Source organism: Streptomyces anulatus (assembly GCF_000721175.1).
GTDB lineage: Bacteria > Actinomycetota > Actinomycetes > Streptomycetales > Streptomycetaceae > Streptomyces > Streptomyces anulatus_C.
On sequence record NZ_JOEZ01000016.1, the window covers coordinates 568,335 to 586,615 of the forward strand.

Annotated in this window: 16 protein-coding genes, 1 pseudogene and 1 riboswitch; of the genes and pseudogenes, 13 read left to right on the forward strand and 4 right to left on the reverse strand. The window is 69.1% G+C overall.

From position 1 onward, the window contains the following. The first annotated feature begins 32 nt into the window (after nt 1-32). Nucleotides 33-1,007, forward strand: coding sequence for a carbohydrate kinase family protein (locus IG90_RS0120735; RefSeq protein ID WP_030586347.1), 975 nt, complete (start codon nt 33-35; stop codon nt 1,005-1,007). Here the strand turns inward: IG90_RS0120735 and IG90_RS0120740 are convergent, their stop codons facing one another. Beyond that, nucleotides 1,008-2,390 carry a cysteine desulfurase/sulfurtransferase TusA family protein gene (locus IG90_RS0120740; RefSeq protein WP_030586350.1) on the reverse strand — a complete coding sequence of 461 codons (1,383 nt, stop codon included), beginning with the start codon at nt 2,388-2,390 and terminating at the stop codon, nt 1,008-1,010. A gap of 273 nt (nt 2,391-2,663) precedes the next feature. On the opposite strand from IG90_RS0120740, the gene ctaC reads away from it, so the two are divergent. The 4 genes and pseudogenes from ctaC (at nt 2,664) to IG90_RS0120760 (ending at nt 6,974) form a co-directional block, all read left to right on the forward strand. Further along, entirely contained in the window at nt 2,664-3,632 is a 969-nt protein-coding gene (gene ctaC, locus IG90_RS0120745; protein WP_030586353.1) for an aa3-type cytochrome oxidase subunit II, read from the forward strand. Continuing rightward, nucleotides 3,629-5,184 (forward strand): annotated as a pseudogene (locus tag IG90_RS39595) (cytochrome c oxidase subunit I). The gene ctaC and the pseudogene IG90_RS39595 overlap by 4 nt, the downstream one beginning before the upstream one ends. Continuing rightward, a complete protein-coding gene (locus IG90_RS0120755) occupies nt 5,181-5,579 on the forward strand; it encodes a cytochrome c oxidase subunit 4 (RefSeq protein WP_030586356.1) in 399 nt (132 codons plus the stop codon). Before IG90_RS39595 ends, IG90_RS0120755 begins: the two are co-directional and overlap by 4 nt. A gap of 141 nt (nt 5,580-5,720) precedes the next feature. After that, the gene (locus IG90_RS0120760; protein WP_030586359.1) at nt 5,721-6,974 is read left to right on the forward strand and encodes a L,D-transpeptidase; all 1,254 of its coding nucleotides are present in this window, start codon (nt 5,721-5,723) and stop codon (nt 6,972-6,974) included. 60 nt (nt 6,975-7,034) lie between these two features. Here IG90_RS0120760 and IG90_RS0120765 read toward each other — a convergent pair whose 3' ends face one another. Continuing rightward, on the reverse strand, nt 7,035-7,436 hold the full coding sequence (locus IG90_RS0120765) for a DNA-binding transcriptional response regulator (protein ID WP_030586362.1): 402 nt from the start codon (nt 7,434-7,436) through the stop codon (nt 7,035-7,037). A gap of 199 nt (nt 7,437-7,635) precedes the next feature. On the opposite strand from IG90_RS0120765, the gene ctaE reads away from it, so the two are divergent. From ctaE to IG90_RS0120795, 6 genes are all read left to right on the forward strand, one after another. Then, on the forward strand, nt 7,636-8,256 hold the full coding sequence (gene ctaE / locus IG90_RS0120770) for an aa3-type cytochrome oxidase subunit III (RefSeq protein ID WP_030086558.1): 621 nt from the start codon (nt 7,636-7,638) through the stop codon (nt 8,254-8,256). 56 nt (nt 8,257-8,312) lie between these two features. Next, nucleotides 8,313-9,122, forward strand: a complete 810-nt coding sequence (gene qcrC, locus IG90_RS0120775) for a cytochrome bc1 complex diheme cytochrome c subunit (protein WP_030586367.1) — start codon at nt 8,313-8,315, stop codon at nt 9,120-9,122. After that, nucleotides 9,119-10,171, forward strand: coding sequence for a cytochrome bc1 complex Rieske iron-sulfur subunit (gene qcrA, locus IG90_RS0120780; RefSeq protein WP_030586369.1), 1,053 nt, complete (start codon nt 9,119-9,121; stop codon nt 10,169-10,171). The genes qcrC and qcrA overlap by 4 nt, the downstream gene beginning before the upstream one ends. Beyond that, a complete protein-coding gene (qcrB, locus tag IG90_RS0120785; RefSeq protein WP_030586372.1) occupies nt 10,168-11,817 on the forward strand; it encodes a cytochrome bc1 complex cytochrome b subunit in 1,650 nt (549 codons plus the stop codon). Before qcrA ends, qcrB begins: the two co-directional genes overlap by 4 nt. Before the next feature lie 124 nt (nt 11,818-11,941). After that, the gene (gene trpD / locus IG90_RS0120790; protein WP_030586375.1) at nt 11,942-13,006 is read left to right on the forward strand and encodes an anthranilate phosphoribosyltransferase; all 1,065 of its coding nucleotides are present in this window, start codon (nt 11,942-11,944) and stop codon (nt 13,004-13,006) included. A gap of 104 nt (nt 13,007-13,110) precedes the next feature. Beyond that, a riboswitch (SAM riboswitch) is annotated at nt 13,111-13,228 on the forward strand. 171 nt (nt 13,229-13,399) lie between these two features. Next, entirely contained in the window at nt 13,400-14,764 is a 1,365-nt protein-coding gene (locus IG90_RS0120795; protein WP_030586376.1) for an aminotransferase class V-fold PLP-dependent enzyme, read from the forward strand. Nucleotides 14,765-15,167: 403 nt separating this feature from the next. Here the strand turns inward: IG90_RS0120795 and IG90_RS0120805 are convergent, their stop codons facing one another. Next, complete coding sequence (locus tag IG90_RS0120805; RefSeq protein WP_030586380.1) at nt 15,168-15,449, reverse strand: Lrp/AsnC family transcriptional regulator; 282 nt, start codon at nt 15,447-15,449, stop codon at nt 15,168-15,170. Then, entirely contained in the window at nt 15,446-16,192 is a 747-nt protein-coding gene (locus IG90_RS0120810; RefSeq protein ID WP_030586382.1) for a rhomboid family intramembrane serine protease, read from the reverse strand. Before IG90_RS0120810 ends, IG90_RS0120805 begins: the two co-directional genes overlap by 4 nt. 193 nt (nt 16,193-16,385) lie before the next feature. On the opposite strand from IG90_RS0120810, the gene IG90_RS0120815 reads away from it, so the two are divergent. Both IG90_RS0120815 and IG90_RS0120820 read left to right on the forward strand, forming a co-directional pair. Continuing rightward, on the forward strand, nt 16,386-16,628 hold the full coding sequence (locus IG90_RS0120815; protein ID WP_015608051.1) for a hypothetical protein: 243 nt from the start codon (nt 16,386-16,388) through the stop codon (nt 16,626-16,628). A 38-nt stretch (nt 16,629-16,666) separates the two neighbouring features. Continuing rightward, nucleotides 16,667-18,028, forward strand: a complete 1,362-nt coding sequence (locus tag IG90_RS0120820; RefSeq protein WP_030586385.1) for an NYN domain-containing protein — start codon at nt 16,667-16,669, stop codon at nt 18,026-18,028. Nucleotides 18,029-18,281 lie beyond the last annotated feature (253 nt).

Below are 18,281 nucleotides of genomic sequence, written 5' to 3' on the forward strand. Positions count from 1 at the left end.
GGCCCTTCGCCTTCCGCAGGAGTAGCCTCCCCGTGCGTATTGCAGTCACCGGCTCGATCGCCACCGACCACCTCATGACCTTCCCCGGCCGCTTCGCCGACCAGCTGGTCGCGGATCAGCTGCACACGGTCTCCCTGTCCTTCCTGGTCGACAACCTCGATGTGCGCCGGGGCGGTGTCGCCGCCAACGTCTGCTTCGGGATGGGCCTGCTCGGCACCAAGCCGATCCTGGTCGGCGCCGCGGGCTCCGACTTCGACGAGTACCGCGCCTGGCTCGACCGGCACGGTGTCGAGACCGGTTCGGTCCGCATCTCCGAGGTACTGCACACCGCCCGCTTCGTCTGCACCACCGACGCCGACCACAACCAGATCGGCTCCTTCTACACGGGCGCGATGAGCGAGGCCCGCCTCATCGAGCTGAAGAGCGTCGCCGACCGCGTCGGCGGCCTCGACCTCGTCTCCATCGGCGCCGACGACCCCGAGGCGATGCTCCGCCACACCGAGGAGTGCCGCTCCCGGAACATCCCGTTCGCCGCGGACTTCTCGCAGCAGATCGCGCGGATGGACGGCGAAGAGATCCGCATCCTGCTCGACGGCGCCACCTACCTCTTCTCCAACGAGTACGAGAAGGGGCTCATCGAGTCCAAGACCGGCTGGACCGACGAGGAGATCCTCGCCAAGGTCGGCCACCGTGTCACCACCCTCGGCGCCCGCGGTGTCCGGATCGAGCGGTCCGGCGAGCCGGTCATCGAGGTCGGCTGCCCCGAGGAGGAGACCAAGGCCGACCCCACCGGCGTCGGCGACGCCTTCCGGGCCGGCTTCCTCTCCGGCCTCTCCTGGGGCGTCGGCCTGGAGCGCGCCGCCCAGGTCGGCTGCATGCTCGCCACCCTGGTCATCGAGACGGTCGGCACCCAGGAGTACACCCTGCGCCGCGCCCACTTCATGGACCGCTTCACCAAGGCGTACGGCCACGAGGCCGCCGCCGAGGTCCGCCGGCACCTGGCCTGATCAGCTGAGCCGGCGGACCACGTAGGCCGAGCCGAGGTCCGCCGGCTCCTCGCCCACGTACTCCTGGCCCCGCATCTCGCACCAGGCCGGGATGTCCAGGCGTGCCGCCTCGTCGTCGGCGAGCACCGTCACCGTGGCGCCCACCGCTACCTCCCCGATCACCTTTGCGAGCTCGATCACCGGAATCGGGCAGCGGCGGCCCAGCGCGTCGACCACCAGGGACGCGGCGGGGGCGGGGGAGGGGGGCGCGGACACCGGGGCCCCGAGCCGTTGCCGTACGTCGGCGACCAAGCCCGGAAGGATCTCCAGGAAGCGGTCCACGTCCGCCGAGGCCGCACCCGGCGGCAGCGACACCCGTACGTTCCCCTCCGAGAGCACCCCCATCGCCTTGAGCACATGGCTCGGGATCAGGGTGCTGCTCGTGCAGGACGAACCGGATGATACGGAGAATTCCCTCCGATCCAGCTCGTGCAGCAGGGTCTCCCCGTCGACATAGAGACAGGAGAAGGTGACCAGATGCGGCAGCCGCCGCTCCGGATCGCCCACCACCTCGACATCGGGCACCCGCTCGGCCACGACCGACCGGATCCGGTCGACCAGGGCCCGCAGCCGCGCCGACTCCGCCGCCGCCCCGTCCCGTACCGCGCGCAGCGAGGCCGCAGCCGCCACGATCGCCGGCAGGTTCTCGAACCCCGCCGCCCGCCCCGACTCCCGCTCCCCGGCCGGGCCCTGGGGTGCGAAGCGCACCCCCTTGCGGACCGCGAGCAGCCCCACCCCGGCCGGACCGCCCCACTTGTGCGCGCTCGCCGTCAGCAGCGACCAGCCCGCCGGGGCCGGGCCCCAGCCGAGCGACTGGGCCGCGTCCACCAGCAGCGGCACCCCGGCGTCCGCGCAGAGCGCGGCGACCTCGGCCACCGGCTGCTCGGTGCCCACCTCGTGGTTGGCCGACTGGAGGCAGGCCAGCGCGGTGTCCGCCCGCAGCGCACCGGCGTACGCCACCGGATCCACCGCCCCGAAGCGGTCCACCGGGACCTCGGTGAACGAGCCGCCCGCCGCCTCGTGGGCCGCCGCCGAATGGAGCACCGACGAATGCTCGACCGCCGAGAGGGCCAGATGGCGGCCGACACGCCGACGCCCCGAAAGAGCCCCGGCGATTCCCGCGTGCACCGCCGTCGTCCCGGACGAGGTGAAGACCAGCTCGTCGGGGCGGCATCCGACGGCCTCCGCGGCGGCCTCCCGGGCCGCGTCCAGGAGCAGCCGGGCCCGCCGCCCCTCCTGGTACAGGCGGGCGGGATCGGCCCACCCCTCGTCGAGCGCGGCAAGCAGCGCCTGGCGTGCGACGGGATGCAGGGGGGTGGCGGAGGCGGCATCGAAGTAGGGCACCCCGCCACGCTAGCCCGCCCCCGGTCCCACCTCGCCGGGGGCCGCTCCTCCCGGACGGGCGAGTGGCCGTCAGATGGGTGCCGGAGGCCCGGATTCCACTCCATGGGGGTCTCGGGCGGCGCGTTGGGCACCCTCCCCGCGCGACCCCAAATAGCGTCCAGTAGGGTTTGGTCCGCATAAACATCCAAACCCCTGCCCGCGTCAGGGCCGGCGACCGACCAGAGACATACGGGCGCGCCGACCGTGCGGGCGAGACTCTCGGGAAGGCGCTACGTGAGTCCCAACGGCTCCGACCGCTCGTCGCGGCGCCCGATGCGGCGGAAGCTGCCGCAGGTGCTGACTGCGGGCCTGGTCCTGGCGACAGCCTCCGGTTGTTCATACAACTGGGAGGATTTCCCCCGCCTCGGAATGCCCACACCGGTAACGGAAGAGGCCCCTCGGATCCTCTCCCTCTGGCAAGGCTCGTGGGCGGCAGCGCTCATCACGGGTGTCCTTGTCTGGGGGCTGATCCTCTGGAGCGTCTTCTTCCACCGGCGCAGCAGGACCAAGGTGGAGGTACCTCCGCAGACCAGGTACAACCTGCCCATCGAGGCGTTGTACACAGTGGTTCCCCTCATCATCGTCTCGGTGCTGTTCTACTTCACCGCACGTGATGAGTCGAAGCTCCTCGAGCTCTCCGAAAAGCCCGCCCACACCATCAACGTGGTCGGCTTCCAGTGGAGCTGGGGCTTCAACTACATCGAGAAGGTGGACGGCCAGCCCGCAGCGGGCCCCGAGCTCCCCAAGGAGCTCGACGCCATCCCCGACCGGTTCCGCAAGGACTTCCCCGAGGGCGCCGGCGGCGTCTACGACGTGGGCATCCCCGGGACCCGCAACCCCCAGAACGGCAACCCGGGGCCGACCCTGTGGCTGCCGAAGGGGGAGAAGGTCCGCTTCGTCCTCACTTCGCGTGACGTCATCCACTCCTTCTGGGTGGTGCCGTTCCTCATGAAGCAGGACGTCATCCCGGGCCACACCAACGCGTTCGAGGTCACTCCCACCCGGGAGGGCACCTTCATGGGCAAGTGCGCCGAACTCTGTGGCGCCGATCACTCCCGGATGCTCTTCAACGTCAAGGTCGTCTCCCCGGAGCGTTACCAGCAGCACCTCAAGGAGCTGGCTGAGAAGGGTCAGACGGGCTACGTGCCGGCAGGCATCGCGCAGACGGACCCGGCCAGGAATGCGGAGAAGAGTCAACTGTGAGCATCCTCAACGAACCTCAGGGTGCCGCTCCGGCAGACGACTCGTACGAGGACGAGCTGCCCGTGCGGCGCAAGCAGCCGGGAAACATCGTCGTGAAGTGGCTGACCACCACTGACCACAAGACGATCGGCACGCTCTACCTGGTCACGTCGTTCGCGTTCTTCTGCATCGGCGGACTCATGGCGCTCTTCATGCGCGCCGAGCTCGCCCGTCCCGGCACGCAGATCATGTCGAACGAGCAGTTCAACCAGGCGTTCACGATGCACGGCACGATCATGCTGCTGATGTTCGCGACGCCGCTGTTCGCCGGATTCGCGAACTGGATCATGCCGACATGTGGATCATGGGTCTGGCCTTCTCCGGCTTCGGTACGATCCTCGGCTCGGTCAACTTCATCACCACGATCATCTGCATGCGCGCACCCGGCATGACGATGTTCCGCATGCCGATCTTCACCTGGAACGTCCTGCTGACCGGTGTCCTGGTCCTGCTGGCCTTCCCGGTCCTGGCCGCCGCGCTCTTCGCGCTGGAGGCGGACCGGAAATTCGGTGCGCACATCTTCGACTCCGCCAACGGCGGCGCATTGCTCTGGCAACACCTCTTCTGGTTCTTCGGCCATCCAGAGGTGTACATCATCGCGTTGCCCTTCTTCGGAATCATTTCCGAGGTCATCCCGGTCTTCAGCCGCAAGCCGATGTTCGGCTACATCGGTCTGATCTCCGCGACGATCGCCATCGCCGGCCTTTCCGTGACGGTGTGGGCGCACCACATGTACGTCACGGGCGGTGTGCTGTTGCCGTTCTTCTCGTTCATGACGTTCCTCATCGCCGTGCCGACAGGCGTGAAGTTCTTCAACTGGATCGGCACGATGTGGAAGGGCTCGTTGTCCTTCGAGACACCGATGCTCTGGGCCGTCGGCTTCCTGATCACCTTCACCTTCGGTGGTCTGACCGGCGTCATCCTCGCCTCGCCCCCGATGGACTTCCACGTCTCGGACTCGTACTTCGTCGTCGCGCACTTCCACTACGTCATCTTCGGCACCGTGGTCTTCGCGATGTTCGCCGGATTCCACTTCTGGTGGCCGAAGTTCACCGGCAAGATGCTGGACGAGCGGCTCGGCAAGATCACGTTCTGGACGCTGTTCGTGGGCTTCCACGGCACGTTCCTGGTGCAGCACTGGCTCGGTGCCGAGGGCATGCCGCGTCGTTACGCGGACTATCTCGACGCCGACGGCTTCACCGCGCTGAACACGATCTCGACGATCGCCTCGTTCCTGCTCGGCCTGTCGATGCTCCCGTTCTTCTACAACGTCTGGAAGACCGCGAAGTACGGCAAGAAGATCGAGGTCGACGACCCGTGGGGCTACGGCCGTTCGCTGGAGTGGGCGACCTCCTGCCCGCCGCCGCGGCACAACTTCCTCACGCTGCCGCGGATCCGTTCCGAATCCCCGGCGTTCGACCTGCACCACCCGGAGATCACGGCGCTCGAACAGCTCGATCACCTCTCCGAGTCGGACAAGGCCCTCGCCGGCGGCAAGGAGGCAGGCAAGTGAAGATCCAGGGACAGATGTTCATCTGGCTGAGCGTCTTCATGCTCGCCGTGGCCGTCGCGTACGGCCTGTGGTCGAAGGAGCCGGTCGGCACCACGGCGCTCTTCCTGGCCTTCGGGCTGTCCATCATGATCGGCTTCTACCTGGCCTTCACGGCCAACCGGGTCGACGCGATGGCCCAGGACAACAAGGAAGCCGACGTCGCCGACGAGGCGGGCGAGCTGGGGTTCTTCTCCCCGCACAGCTGGCAGCCGCTCTCGCTGGCGGTCGGCGGAGCCTTCGCCTTCATGGGCGTCGTCTTCGGCTGGTGGCTCCTGTACTTCTCCGCACCCCTGCTCTTGATCGGCCTCTTCGGCTGGGTCTTCGAGTACTACCGGGGCGAGAACCGCACCCAGTGACACCGCACTCCGTGACACCGCACCACGGGTGACACGCGCTACACCACGAAGGGCCCGCATCGCCGACAGCGACGCGGGCCCTTCGCTCGTTTGCAGTCACTGAACGCGCTGGAACGGACGAACCTTCCTAGCGTGGACCGCATGAACCACACGCCGCGCATCCGCACCGTAGTGAGCTGCACCCTGCTGGTCGTGACCCTCGCCGCGGGTGCGACCGCATGTGGCTCGCCCGACGGCCACCCGCTCTCGACGAAGCCTTACGACGCGGGCGACCAGGTCTCCTTCAACGGCCCCTCCAAGAAGCAGAAGGCCGACCCCGACAAGCCCCTGGAAGTCACCGTCAAGGGTGACGACGGGCGCATCACCGACGTCAGCGCCGTGGACACCGGCGGCCGCCACCTCGCGGGAGAGCTCTCCGCCGACGGGAAGCGCTGGCGCTCCACCGCCCCGCTCGCGGCCGGCACCGGATACACGGTCAGGGTCGCAACGGAGAACAGCGACGGCGCCCCAGGCGTCCGTACGCTCTCCTTCGACACCTCCTCGCCCAAGAGGCTGCTGAAGGTCTCCTTCGGCCCGCAGGCGGGCACCTACGGCGTCGGACAGCCCGTCACGGCGGAACTCAGCGCTCCGATCACCGACAAGGCGGCCCGGGCCACCGTCGAGCGCGCCCTGAAGGTCCGCTCCAGCCCGGCGGTCACCGGCTCCTGGTACTGGGTCGACGACAAGAACCTGCACTACCGCCCGAAGGAGTACTGGCCCGCGAACGCCACCATCGAGGTGCGCTCCAACCTGGCAGGCATCAAAGTGACCAACGCCCTCTACGGTGCCGAGGCCAAGCCCCTCAAGCTCGCCACGGGCGACCGGATCGAGGCCATCACCGACGCCTCGGACCACTCCATGACGGTGCTGCGCAACGGAGAAGTGATCAAGACCATTCCGGTCACCACCGGGAAGCCCGGCTTCTCCACCCGCAACGGGGTCAAGGTGGTCCTCGCCAAGGAGCAGTTCGTACGCATGCGCGGGGAGAGCATCGGCATCGCCGCCGGCTCCCCGGAGTCGTACGACCTGCCGGTCTACTGGGCCACCCGGGTGACCTGGAGCGGCGAGTACGTCCACGCCGCCCCCTGGTCCGCCGGCTCCCAGGGCAACGCCAACGTCAGCCACGGCTGCACCGGCATGAGCACCGGCAACGCCGAGTGGTTCTTCGACACCGTGCGTCAGGGCGACATCGTCAAGGTCGTCGGCAGCGCGGGCGAGGACATGACCCCGTTCGACAACGGGTTCGGTGACTGGAACCTGTCCTGGGAGAAGTGGCAGAAGGGCAGCGCCCTCCACGAAGGGGCGCCGGACAGCCCGCAGTCCCTCCAGGCCGCCCGGCTGCGTCCCCACGTCTGACCCGGGCCGAGGAGGGTGCCCCGCTGCCCGGGACGGCCCTCAGCGGGGCACGGGGGCCGCTCAGGCCTCTACGGCGAGCCGGTCGCGCAGCAGCGCCGCCAGCGCGTCGGCGAACTCCACGGGGTCCACCGGAAGCGTCACAGCGGCCTCCGCGCGGCTCCAGGTGGCCAGCCACGCGTCCTGCGGGCGGCCGATCAGCAGGAGCACCGGCGGGCAGTGGAAGATCTCGTCCTTGATCTGGCGGCAGACGCCCATGCCGCCGATGGGAGCTGTCTCCCCGTCCAGCACACAGACGTCGACGCCGCCCTTGTCCAGCGCCGCGAGGACGGCCGGAAGCGTCGCGCACTCCAGGAACTCCACGGGTGGGACGTCGGCGGCAGGCCTGCGACCGGCTGCCAGCCTCACCTGCTCGCGGATGTTGGCGTCGTCGCTGTAGACCAGGACCGTGGCGGTCGCCTGCATTGTTCCTCCGTGACATCGACGTCGTCGGGGCTCTCGGGGCATGAACCGATGCGCGGATCGTACTCCGCCCGACCGGCCGTCAGCACCGGTAACGACGACGATTCGATGGGCCGTTCGGCGCAGGGTGCGACCCCTGCAGACGGTACGGACACACCGAACGGCACCCCCCGGGGTGAGGGCGGGATAAGCGACCGACATAATGTCGGTCGTGGCGACAGCAACGACAGTAGAAACCGGGCACGCGCACCCGTCGGTCAATCGGCCGAACCTCACCAGCGTCGGAACCATCATCTGGTTGAGTTCCGAGCTGATGTTCTTCGCGGCCCTCTTCGCGATGTACTTCACCCTGCGATCGGTGATGGGACCCGATTACTGGAAGGAGATGGCCGGCCATCTGAACTTCCCGTTCTCGGCTACGAACACCACGATCCTGGTGCTCTCCTCACTCACCTGCCAGCTCGGCGTCTTCGCCGCGGAGCGGGGCGATGTGAAGAAGCTCCGCACCTGGTTCATCATCACGTTCGTGATGGGTGCGATCTTCATCGGCGGCCAGGTCCTGGAGTACACCGAGCTGGTCAAGGACGCGGGGCTCTCCCTGTCGTCCGACCCGTACGGCTCGGTGTTCTACCTGACCACCGGCTTCCATGGTCTGCACGTGACAGGCGGTCTCATCGCCTTCCTGCTGGTCCTCGGCAGAACGTACGCGGCCAAGAGGTTCACCCACGATCAGGCCACCGCAGCCATCGTCGTGTCCTATTACTGGCACTTCGTCGATGTCGTATGGATCGGCCTGTTCGCAACGATCTACATGATCAAGTAACCGGGACTCGCACCCGCCCACCATCGACGCAGAAGATCCTGACACCGGGGTAATCCGTGAAAAAGCTCTCCGCACGACGACGCCATCCGCTGGCGGCGGTCGTCGTACTACTCCTCGCGCTGGCGGCTACCGGGGGGCTGTACGCCGCGTTTGCGCCTGCGGGCAAGGCGCAGGCCGATGAAACCGCCCAGTCCCTCGCCATCGAAGAGGGCAAGAAGCTCTACTCCGTAGGCTGCGCCAGCTGCCACGGAACCGGCGGTCAGGGCACCACCGACGGGCCGTCCCTCGTGGGCGTGGGCTCCGCCGCCGTCGACTTCCAGGTCGGTACGGGCCGTATGCCCGCGCAGCAGCCGGGCGCCCAGGTACCGAAGAAGAAGGTCATCTACACCCAGGCGGAGATCGACCAGCTCGCGGCGTACATCGCGTCGCTCGGCGCCGGTCCGGTCACGCCGACCGACAAGCAGGTCGACCCGTCCGGCGCGGACGTCGCCAACGGTGGCGAACTGTTCCGCACCAACTGCGCCCAGTGCCACAACTTCACCGGTAAGGGCGGCGCCCTCACGGAGGGCAAGTACGCACCTGACCTCGAAGGCGTGAGCCCGAAGCACATCTACGAGGCCATGCAGACCGGCCCGCAGAGCATGCCCTCCTTCCCCGACACGACGATGCCGGAGCAGGAGAAGAAGGACATCATCGCGTACATCGAGTCCGTGAACGGTGACGAGACGGAGAGCCCCGGCGGCCTGGCCCTCGGCGGTCTCGGTCCGGTCAGCGAAGGTCTGTTCGCCTGGATCTTCGGACTCGGCGCGCTCGTCGCAGTCGCCGTTTGGGTCGCGGCCCACACCGCTAAGGCCAAGAAGTCATGAGTAGCCAACAGATTCCAGAAGACAGCCTGCCCGTGGTGCAGGAGACCGCGCACGGCGCGGTGGAGCGTACGGATGACCCGTTCGCCGACCCGGGGCTGCCGGCCCACCAGCCGCGCATCCAGGACCTCGACGAACGCGCCGCGAACCGCTCGGAGCGCGCCGTCGCGTTCATGTTCACCCTCTCGATGCTGGCGACGGTGGGCTTCATCGCCTCCTACGTCATCTTCCCGGTGGACAAGATCGTCTACATCTGGCCCTTCGGCCATGTGAGCGCGCTCAACTTCTCCCTGGGTCTCACCCTGGGCGCAGCGCTCTTCTTCATCGGAGCGGGAGCCGTCCACTGGGCGCGCACCCTGATGTCCGACGTCGAGGTCGCCGCCGACCGGCACCCGATCGAGGCCGAGCCCGAGGTCAAGGCCCAGGTCCTGGCCGACTTCAAGGCCGGCGCCGAGGAGTCCGCGATCGGCCGGCGCAAGCTGATCCGCAACACCATGTTCGGCGCGCTGGCCCTGGTGCCGCTCTCCGGTGTGGTCCTGCTGCGCGACCTCGGTCCGCTGCCGGAGAAGAAGCTCCGGACCACCCTGTGGGCCGAGGGCAAACAGCTCATCAACATGAACACGATGAAGCCGCTGCGCCCCGAGCACATCACTGTCGGGTCGCTGGCCTTCGCCATGCCCGAGGGTCTCGACCCGGAGTCGCACGACTTCCAGACGCAGATGGGCAAGGCGGCCCTGATGATCGTCCGCATCGAGCCGGACGACATCAAGGACAAGCGCCAGCGGGACTGGGCCCACGAGGGCATCGTCGCGTTCTCCAAGATCTGCACCCACGTCGGCTGCCCGATCAGCCTGTACGAGCAGCAGACGCACCACGTGCTCTGCCCGTGCCACCAGTCCACCTTCGACCTCTCCGACGGCGCTCGCGTCATCTTCGGTCCGGCCGGCCACCCCCTTCCGCAGCTGCGGATCGGTGTCAACAGCGAGGGCAACCTCGAGGCGCTCGGCGACTTCGACGAGCCCGTCGGTGCTGCCTTCTGGGAGCGCGGATGAGTACTGCGACAAAGAACCCCTCCGCCGCCGAACCGGCGGGCGCACGCAAGGCTCCGGCCGGCGAGCGGGTGGCCGACTGGGCGGACGGCCGACTGGGCATCTACGGCCTGGCCAAGGCCAACATGCGCAAGATCTTCCCGGACCACTGGTCCTTCATGCTCGGTGAGGTCGCGCTCTACAGCTTCATCGTCATCATCCTCACGGGTGTGTACCTGACGCTGTTCTTCCAGCCGAGCATGGGCGAGATCGTCTACCACGGTCCGTACGAGCCCATGCAGGGCATCCGGATGTCCGAGGCCTACGCCTCGACCCTGAAGATCAGCTTCGAGGTCCGCGGTGGTCTGCTCGTGCGGCAGATCCACCACTGGGCCGCGCTGATCTTCCTGGCCGCCATGTTCGTGCACATGATGCGCGTCTTCTTCACGGGCGCCTTCCGCAAGCCGCGCGAGATCAACTGGCTCTTCGGCTTCCTGCTGTTCGTGCTCGGCATGTTCACCGGGTTCACCGGCTACTCCCTCCCGGACGACCTGCTCTCCGGTACGGGTGTCCGCTTCACCCAGGGCGCGATCCTGTCCGTGCCGATCGTCGGTACGTACATCTCGATGTTCCTGTTCGGCGGCGAGTTCCCCGGCCACGACTTCGTGGCCCGGTTCTACTCGATCCACATCCTGCTGCTGCCGGGCATCATGCTCGGCCTGCTGGTGGCGCACCTGATCCTGGTCTTCTACCACAAGCACACGCAGTTCGCGGGTCCCGGCCGGACCAACAAGAACGTCGTCGGCATGCCGCTGCTGCCCGTGTACATGGCGAAGGCCGGAGGGTTCTTCTTCCTCGTCTTCGGCGTCATCGCGGTCATCTCGGCCATCGCCACGATCAACCCGATCTGGGCGCTCGGTCCGTACCGTGTCGACCAGGTGTCCACCGGCGCCCAGCCCGACTGGTACATGGGCTTCGCCGAGGGTCTGGTCCGTGTGATGCCGGGCTGGGAGATCAACCTGTGGGGTCACACGCTCGCCCTGGGCGTCTTCATCCCGCTGGTCGGCTTCGGCGTGGTCCTCACCGCGATCGCGGTGTACCCGTTCGTCGAGTCCTGGATCACCGGCGACAAGCGCGAGCACCACATCCTGGACCGCCCGCGCAACGCCCCGACCCGTACGGGCTTCGGCGTCGCCTGGATCACGGCGTACTTCATCGGCCTCGTCGGCGGTGGTAACGACCTGTGGGCCACGCACTTCCACCTGTCGATCAACTCGATCACCTGGTTCGTCCGGATCTTCTTCTTCGCCGGACCGGTCATCGCGTTCATCGTCACCAAGCGGATCTGCCTCGGCCTCCAGCGCCGCGACCGGGAGAAGGTGCTGCACGGTCGCGAGACCGGCATCATCAAGCGCCTGCCGCACGGTGAGTTCGTGGAGGTCCACGAGCCGCTCAGCCCCGAGCAGCTGCACACGCTCACGGCGCACGAGCAGTACCAGCCGCTCGAACTCGGCCCCGAGGTCGACGAGAACGGTGTCAAGCGCAAGATCTCCCCGGTGCAGAAGCTGCGCGCCAAGCTCAGCAAGGGGTACTTCGCCGAGGGGAACCAGATCCCCAAGGCCACCCCCGAGGAGTACAAGGAGATCAGCGAGGGCCACGGCCACCACTGATCGCCCGACCTGATCGCCACCGTGAGAGCCCCGTCCATTCGATGGACGGGGCTCTTCGCGGTCCCCCCCGGCTGGATAGGGTGGAGCCATCTTTCCTGACCGGCTGTGGACCCTGGAGCGGACCATGAACGTTGTGACCCCGAACGGCGGCGACAGCGTGGCGGACCGTTCCTGGCCCGGCCTCCTGAACCCCCTGCTGCGCGGCGAGGACCTCAGCTCCGAGGAGACCGCCTGGGCCATGGACCGCATCATGAGCGGCGAGGCCACCGACGCGCAGATCGCCGGGTTCGCCGTCGCGCTGCGGGCCAAGGGCGAGACCGTCGACGAGGTCACCGGACTGGTCCGCGCGATGTACGCGCACGCCAACACCATCCATGTGCCTGGCCGCACCGTCGACATCGTCGGCACCGGCGGCGACCTCGCCAAGACGGTCAACATCTCGACCATGTCCGCGATCGTCATCGCCGGCACCGGCGCCAAGGTCGTCAAGCACGGCAACCGCGCCGCCTCCTCCGCGAGCGGCTCCTCCGACGTGCTGGAGAAGCTCGGCGTCAACCTGGAGCTGACCCCGAAGCGGGTGGTCGAGGTCGCCGAACAGGCGGGCATCACCTTCTGCTTCGCCGTGAAGTTCCACCCCGCCCTGCGGTACGCCGCCAAGGCCCGCAAGGAACTCGGCGCGCAGACCACGTTCAACATCCTGGGCCCCCTCACCAACCCGGCCCAGGTCCGCGCCCAGGCGGTCGGTGTCGCCGACGCCCGGATGGCGCCCATCGTCGCGGGTGTCCTCGCCGACCGGGGCAACTCCGCCCTGGTCTTCCGCGGCGACGACGGGCTCGACGAGCTGACCACCACCGCCACCTCCCGGGTCTGGGTGGTCCGCGACGGCGCGGTCCGCGAGGAGCCCTTCGACCCGCGCGACGTCGGGCTGCCCATCGTCCCCGTCGAGGCGCTGCGCGGCGCCGACGCCTCGTACAACGCCGATGTGGCCCGCCGGCTGCTGGACGGCGAGGGCGGTGCGGTCCGCGAGGCGGTGCTGCTCAACTCGGCGGCGGCCCTGGTCGCCCTCGACCCGGGCCCCGGCACGCTGACCGAGCAGCTCGCGGCGAAGATCCTCGTCGCGGCCGAGGCCATCGACTCAGGGGCCGCCAAGCGGGCCCTGGAGCGCTGGATCGCGGCCAGCAACGCCTGAGCGCGCCGGAGAGACACCCCCGGAGCACACGGTGTGGCAGGGCGCGTTCCGGATGCCGGACCGCGCCCTTGCGCGTGTGCACACGTATGGCAAAATGCTGCGCAGGTCATGAGTGACAGCGACTACGGCCCCGGCCCGCTGTCCGGCAACCCTCCGTCCGTGGCGGGGTGCCCCGGGTGAAGACCAGGCCGTAGGCAGCGAGGTCTGCGGCAAGCGCGGGCCCCTCGGCATCCAGCGGATGCCAGCCCCCGGGGTCCTGGTCCCCAGGGAGCCTCTTGTGAGCAAGCGAATGCGTTAAGGGCTGTCCCGCAATTCCCGGCGGGCGCACGACGACAGCTACGGCACCTCGCCGCGTTGTCGGAACATCCACATACATCCAGTATGCGGATGCCCCTGTCTGTCCCTACCGCTGCCCTCGACTCGTCGGTTTGTGCCCCGCTGCCCGTTCTGGGGCAGAACGTCACCGTCCCGCTCGTCACCGGCGGTGAGGTCACCTACGCCCCGCTCGACTACGCCGCCAGCGCGCCGGCCCTCCAGCGGGTCTGGGACGACGTCGCCGCGTACGCCCCGTACTACGGCAGCGTCCACCGCGGCGCCGGCTACCTCTCGCAGCTCTCCACCGACCTCTTCGAGAACAGCCGCCGCACGGTCGCGGACTTCCTCGGCTGCCGCGCGGAGGACCAGGTGGTCTTCACCCGCTCCACGACCGACTCCCTCAACCTGCTGGCCGCCGCGATCCCCGCCGACTGCCAGGTCTTCGTGTACGAGACCGAGCACCACGCGTCCCTGCTGCCCTGGCGCGACGCCCAGGTCACCTACCTCAACGCGCCCCGGACCCCGGCCCAGGCCGTCGAGACCCTGGAGCGCGCGCTCGCCGACCGCGACCCCTACGGCCCCGCCCTCGTCTGCGTCACCGGTGCCTCAAACGTGACCGGCGAGCTGTGGCCCGTGAAGGAACTGGCCGCCGCCGCCCACGCGCACGGCGCCCGCATCGTCCTGGACGCCGCCCAGCTCGCCCCGCACCACCCCGTGGACATCGCCGAACTGGACGTCGACTGGGTCGCGTTCTCCGGACACAAGCTGTACGCGCCCTTCGGCTCCGGGGTCCTGGCCGGCCGCGCCGACTGGCTCCAGGCGGCCGAGCCGTACCTCGCCGGCGGCGGCGCGTCCCGCAAGGTCGCCCGGCGCGCCGACGGCGGCGTGGACGTCGACTGGCACACCACGGCCGCCCGCCACGAGGCCGGTTCGCCCAACGTCATCGGCGTCTACTCCATCGCCTCCGCCTGCAGGGCCCTGACCGAGGCGGGCTTCGACGGCCTGGTGGCCCGGGAGCAGGAACTGGTGAGCCGGGTCGGCAAGGGGCTCGCCGAGGTGCCCGAGGTGCAGGTGCTCTCGTTGTTCGGCGACGACGCGCCCCGGGTCGGCGTCATCTCCTTCGTCGTGCGCGGCTGGAACAGCTCGCACTTCGCCGCCGCCCTCTCCGCCGAATACGGCATTGGCGTGCGCGACGGCCTCTTCTGCGCCCACCCGCTGGTGCGCACCCTGCTCGGCAGCGACCCGCGGGACCCGGGGGAGTGCGGCGCGCCGGAGGCCGAGCCGGGCGAGAGGTCGCTCAACGCGATCCGCGTCAGCTTCGGGGCCGGTACGCCCGACGAGCACATCGACCGGTTCCTGCGCGCTGTCTCCGAGCTGGTCCGCGAGGGCGCCCGGTGGAACTACCGCACCGAGGACGGCCGTTGCGTCCCGGACCGCGGCTAGGGCGTGTTTCGAAAGTGCGTGCGATCGCAAGGCGGAGGGTCGCCCCGATACCGGATGTATCGGGGTGATCCCGACAACGCGGCGAGCGTGCGTGCCAGACGCCGCCTGTCACGGCACCAGGAGGTGTCATGCCGGGCTCGCGGGGTCTGGTGCCGCGCCTCGCCGCGTCGTCGTCACTCGCCATGGCTCCTTCCCCGAGCTCGCGGCTCCGCTCGAGCAGGGGAGGCCCCGTCCGACCCCCTCCTCCGCCTTGCGATGCACGGCACCGGACTTCGCTCCATGATCCGGCCCGACCGACAGGACACCCCCGTGGCCGCCCAGGTCGGAGACACGTCCTGATGAAACACCTCGGCCGGGGACGGGCGCGCTGCCTGTCCCCGGCCGAGGTGCGTCGCCGGTGTGCCTACGCGTCGAGGCCGATGGCGAAGGCCGCTTCCAGGTCGTGCTGGGAGTACGTACGGAACGCCACGTGGGTGTCGGTGCCCTCGACGCCCGGGATCTTGCTGATCCGGCCGGGGATGACATCGGCGAGGTCGTCGTGCTTGGCCACCCGGACCATGGCGATCAGGTCGTAGGTGCCGGTGACGGAGAAGACCTCGCTGACACTGTCCAGCGCGGCGATGGCTTCGGCGATCTCCGGAATCCGGTCCACGCTGGTCCTGATGAGCACGATCGCGGTGATCACGGCTGGCTGTCTCCCTCGGTGGCTGGAACCTTCACTCTAGCCCCACCCCGATAGCGCACCCAGGCGTACAGGAACCCGACCGCGAACCCCGCCACATGCGCCAGATACGCCACCCCGGGCCCGCTGCCCGCCTCCTGCGCCGCCCACTGGAGAGCGAACCAGAAGACCAGCACGATCCAGGCCGGGAAGCGCAGCGGCAGGAAGAAGAGGAACGGGAACAGGCTGGTCACCCTGGCCTTGGGGAAGAGGCGGAGGAACGCGCCGAGCACCGCGGAGATCGCCCCCGACGCCCCGACCAGCGTCTGCTCGGAGTCCGCGTGTGCCGCCGCGTAGCAGACCAGGGCCACATAGCCGCAGCCCATGTAGAACAGCGCGAACTGCGCTCGGCCCATGCGCTCCTCGGCCATCGCGCCGAACACGTACAGGAACAGCAGGTTCCCCAGCAGGTGCAGCCAGCTGCCGTGCACGAACAGCGCGGTGAACGGCGTGACCAGCGCATGGGCGGAGCCCTCCCACAGCTCCGCGGGGATAACCCCCCACCGCTCGAAGTACCCCGCCTGCGCGGCGAGCAGCGCGTCCTCGCTCCGGTAGGCGTCGCCACCGAACCCGGAGAGCGGACTGATCAGGAAGATCACCCCGCAGGCGCCGATCAGTCCGTACGTGACCGGGGCGCCGCCGGCCGCCGCGGCGTCCCGGATCCTCCTGGCCGTGGTCCGCCAGTCGGCCTGCCGCCACTCGATCATGTGCAGAGCATGGCGTACCGGCCGAGAACATGACGGAGCGCCTCGCCGTGTCGATGCTTATACGCGAGGCCGTAGGGTTACGCCAGGACTTCCGCAGTTCGACGGCGCACCGCGAGATCCTTGACGTAGACAGGTGGAGTCGCGGCGGCGCGCCCGGCGCGGACTCCTGGAGACGACGAAAGAGGACGCAACGATGACGACGGTTCCCCTGCCGACGGACGGGACCCGCTGGCGCTGCACGCTGTGCGGCAATCTCACGCGCTTCGACGTGACCCGCTCCTCCAAGGTCGTGGAGTACGTCCACCTCGACCTGGCCGGTGAGTCGAGTGTCGAGGAGCGGGAGGTGGTCAGTGAGACCATCGAGTCGGTCCGCTGTCGTTGGTGCAACGCGGTGGACCAGATCGAACTGGTGGACAGGCCGGGTGCCGCCTCCTGAGGGAGCGCACCCATCACACATCTATGGGGTGACGGACGGTGGATCAGCCGACCAGCGGCGCCGGACCGGCCGATGAGGCCGACGGCGGTGCAGAGGCGCTCGGCCGTCCGCTGCCCGAGGGTGTGCGACGGCGCGTCATCGCGCTGGTCTCGGACGCCTTCGGCGGGCTGACCGTCGCCGAACTGCCCGCCCAGCTACGACAGTACGCCCGGTTCACCCCGACGCGACGGGCGAAGTTCGCGGGGAACGCGATGGCCGCCGCGCTGGAGGGTGACGCCCTCTTCCGGCGGCGGATCGGTGAGCGGCTGGCCCAGGCCCAGCCGGAGCTGACCGACGCCCTGGAGGCGGGTTCACCGCCTGCCGCCGCCGACCCCCTCGACGTGGCCGCGGCCGCCTACGTGCTGCGCCCGGCCGGCTGGGTCAAGCTGGTCGAGTCGGCCGGCGAGGAGGTCCAGCGCGCCGACGCGGAGCGGGCGGACGAGGAGACCCGGCGCGAACTGGAGCAGCTGCGCGAGGAGCTGGAGCGGGCCCGCGCCCACACCCGCGCCGAGACCGAGCGGCTGCGCACCGAGCTGGAGGCGGCCCGCAAGGAGAGCGAGTCGCTGCACCGCAAGCTGCGCAGCGCGCTCAGCGAGGTGAAGCGCGGCGAGGCGGCCCTGCGCCGCAGCGTCGCCGACGCCGACACCGCACGGGCGGAGTCGGCCGCCCAGCTCTCCGCCGTGGAGAGCGAGTCGCGCCGGCTCAAGGGGCGGCTGGGGGAGGCCGAGGCGGCGCTGGAGGCGAGCCGCCGGGCCGCCCGTGAGGGCCGCTCGGTGGAGGACATGCGGCTGCGGCTGCTCCTGGACACCGTGCTGGACGCGGCCTCGGGGCTGCGCCGGGAGCTGGCGCTGCCCCCGGCGACGACGCATCCCGCCGACACCGTGGACGCGGTGGAGCCTGGCCGGATGTCGCCCAAGGACATTGCCGCCAGGGCCCTTTCGGAGACCGATCCGGCTCTCCTCGACCAGCTGCTGGCGCTGCCGCAGGCCCACCTCATCGTGGACGGCTACAACGTCACCAAGACCGGCTATCCGCAGATGCCGCTGGAGAAGCAGCGGTTGCGGCTGCTGGGCGGTCTCTCGGTGCTCGCGGCGCAGACCGGCGCGGAGATGACCTGCGTCTTCGACGGGGCGGAACTGGCCGCCCCGGTGCTGCTCGCCCCGCCGCGGGGTGTGCGGGTGCTGTTCAGCAAGGCCGGGGTCACGGCGGACGAGCTGATCCGTCAACTGGCCCGCGCGGAGCCGCCGGGGCGGCCCGTGGTGGTCGTCTCCACCGACCGTGAGGTGGCGGACGGCGTGGCGAAGGCCGGAGCGAGGCCGGTAGCGTCCGTCATGCTCCTCAAGCGCCTTTCGCGCGTCTAGAGAGATATGTGTGGCATGTGTGACATGCCTGGTTTCTGGGAACGTACCGTCAAGTCACCGCTACACGCGGTGGGGTGAGAGTAAAGAAGTGCCTGGTGTGACGAGAAAAATCCTGTGAGGATTTGAACTGATCACAAGATGGTCACTAGGGTCAGGCCTCGAACCTTCGCACGGTTGATCACCCATTGGGGGTGACGGCGAAGGAACCGCCGAGTCCGTCATGTGCACGGAGCCGGGGAATCTTTCCCCCACA